The organism is Cellulophaga sp. BC115SP (genome assembly GCF_009905545.1).
GTDB lineage: Bacteria > Bacteroidota > Bacteroidia > Cytophagales > Spirosomataceae > Flectobacillus > Flectobacillus rivi.
Genome location: NZ_JAAALB010000116.1, coordinates 1 through 2,245, shown reverse-complemented (window position 1 = coordinate 2,245; position 2,245 = coordinate 1). Strand labels below are relative to the sequence as shown.

The 2,245-nt window shown below is 31.6% G+C and carries 3 protein-coding genes; all 3 read left to right on the top strand.

Annotation, left to right across the window (positions count from 1 at the left end; genetic code table 11):
* A partial coding sequence (locus GVN22_RS27010) for a hypothetical protein (RefSeq protein ID WP_166554113.1) occupies positions 1 to 992 on the top strand: 992 nt, incomplete at its 5' end.
* 4 nt (positions 993 to 996) lie between these two features.
* Positions 997 to 1,680, top strand: a complete 684-nt coding sequence (locus GVN22_RS27005) for an SH3 domain-containing protein (RefSeq protein ID WP_166554112.1) — start codon at positions 997 to 999, stop codon at positions 1,678 to 1,680.
* 157 nt (positions 1,681 to 1,837) lie between these two features.
* A complete protein-coding gene (locus GVN22_RS27000) occupies positions 1,838 to 2,173 on the top strand; it encodes a hypothetical protein (RefSeq protein WP_166554111.1) in 336 nt (111 codons plus the stop codon).
* Positions 2,174 to 2,245 lie beyond the last annotated feature (72 nt).

Below are 2,245 nucleotides of genomic sequence, written 5' to 3'. Positions count from 1 at the left end.
ATATAGAAGTAGACCCACAAAGCAAACAAAAAGCAAGTACAGGGATAGACTTTTCAGTACCCAACTCAAGCAATATTATCTTAAGCATCAACGTATTAGATGAAGAAAAGAAAGTAGAGAAAATCGAGGCCGTTTGGAAGTATTTGGGTAGTAAAGTTCAAGAGCATCAAGCTACTTTCCCTATTACTGGAGCACAGTTACATGAGATATTTTCGAGTACCCCACAAGAGAGATGTGACGAAGTAGCAAGTATTATCAATAAATACAGTGATAAATTTGAGATAAATACTCCCTTGAGAATGGCACATTTTTTAGGGCAGATAGGCACAGAAACAACCGGAATTTTAGGAGCAAATCGTGGAAAGCCATTAACTGCCCTAAAAGAAGTGCCTTGTTATCGAGAAAGCTCAATAAGAAATCAATTTGCTCGATATTCTAAATATTGTGATTTATTTGAGGGATATAATTGTGTTGATTATTCTGCTTGTGCTACTTCAACTTCAACAGTGCCTTGTAATCCTGGTGTTCCTGATATATCCTTACCAATCAAACAAAAATATATTTGCTCTGCTGAATTATTTGACTACGTTTATTCATGTTCAGCAAGAAAACCTGGTAGCAGTGGTGATTTAGGAAATGGTTCTCCTGCTTCAAAAGATGGTTCAACTTTTTTGGGCAGAGGTTTTATTCATTTAACAGGCAAATCAAACTATACTCAATTAAGTAATGCATGGAATACTGCCCCTGAAAATAGCTCTAACAAAAAATATTTCCATAAACATGCTTCTGAGGGAGGTCATATTGATGAGTTGGAAAACAACACAGAGATAGCCATGTTGGCTGCAATGTATTATTGGAAAATGAAAGAATGTAATTCTTCTGCTGATTTAGATGATACAGATTCTGTCACTTATAAGGTCAATGGAGGATATTCTTTAAGAGAAACTAGAAAAGAACATAAGGATAATGCAATTCTAATTTTAAAAAAATAATCAAATGATTTGTAAACTAAAGTTAATTATATTTTTCTCAATTTTGCCTCTGGCTATCTATGGTCAAAAGAAAAATTTTGTCGGTGTTTGGAAATGTGAGATTAATGAAGACGTATTTAAAGTATTTAAAGAAGAAAGCTATTGGGTTTTTAATGAAAGAAATAGTTATTTAATGATTACTTGTATATCAGATACAAGCTTATCTGTTTCCATAAATTCTTTTTGCTTCACTGTGGCAAAGGATAAAAATGGTTGTAAAGATTGTATTTCTGATTTCAATTTACATGAAAATTTTCAGCTTTGTTTTAATAAAAATAGTTCACCCTCTGGTTTTGAATTTAGTGACGATGGGAAGTCGATGGTTATCATCAACGTAAATGAATTTTATTATTCAAAAGTTGAAAGATTACCAAATAAGTATATAGGTTATTTACTTAGACAATCCAGAAAAAATAAAATAAATTACATTCGTGAATTCTTAGCAGTTAATTATAAACTAATCAAAAATAAGACATATTTACACTCATCCAAATACAGGAAAACAGATATGTATCTACTCCAAAATGACCCAGTAGAAGTGATAGAAGAAAATGATAATTGGCTAAAAATCATATACTATCCAGAAAAAAATGATAAATGGACAGGTAAAACCATCGAAGGCTGGATAAAACGAAGTGATGTAGAATAAGTATTTATACAAAAGCTCTTAACTATCTGTTAGTTAAGAGCTTTTTATGTATGTAAAGTCAGATTGCTTAACAAGTCCACACATCCCAAACTTTTCATCCACAGGAGGCAAGAAACAGATACTGGTGAATTTGTATCAACTCAAACTAGCCGATTGTTTGGATGATAGTAATATACTACAAGAAACCCAAGAGTATGCTGAAAAGGTAACCGAGAAATTAAATGAATGGAATGAGTTATTAGAAGTTGGTGGGATTTTAGATCTAAGTAAGTGTGATGTTAAAGAGGAAAACTGTAATTATATTTATATGGTTTTGACCTATTTACAATTTGGATATATCTCTAATCAAAAATCATCTCTGTTATTAGATTTAGATAATCGGGCTCGATGTTATACTTGTGCCGAATTGGATTTACATACCAACCCAAAGAAAACTGTTAAAAATGTTGAAATGCGTTTAGCAGGAATTAAATCTGGTAAAAATGTACTGTAAGCTTCCCCAAAAATAGTACAGATTAAAAGTTTAGAAAGTGTGATATTTTTTAACTTTAGGTAAGTATTATGA